The organism is Vibrio sp. T20, assembly GCF_007858795.1.
In the GTDB taxonomy this organism is placed as follows: Bacteria; Pseudomonadota; Gammaproteobacteria; order Enterobacterales; family Vibrionaceae; genus Vibrio; species Vibrio satsumensis.
On record NZ_VFEB01000169.1, the window covers coordinates 1 to 279 of the forward strand.

1 pseudogene is annotated in these 279 nt (G+C 43.4%); it reads right to left on the reverse strand.

The window, feature by feature from the left end:
• A pseudogene (locus tag FTW16_RS17975) lies at nt 1-279 on the reverse strand (sensor histidine kinase); the annotation flags it as partial.

Sequence of the window (279 nt, forward strand, 5' to 3'; positions counted from 1 at the left end):
TGCAATCCCACAGGATCGACATGCAGTTGGATAGACTTACCTACAGCGTGGCGCTCAATGGTTATCTTGTGTTTCTGTAATCGAAATTGCAGCAACTCAATGGTGTCTGTGAGTAATTGCTCAATGTTGGTCTGAGACTTATCTGATGAGCGTTTTTTGATCATGTTTCTTAAGCGTTGAATGATCGCATCAGCACGATCCACTTGAGACTGGATTTTCTCAAATACAGGCTCTATGTCAGTCAGCGGTTTGTTCTTCGAAATCCGCAGTAAACCACCT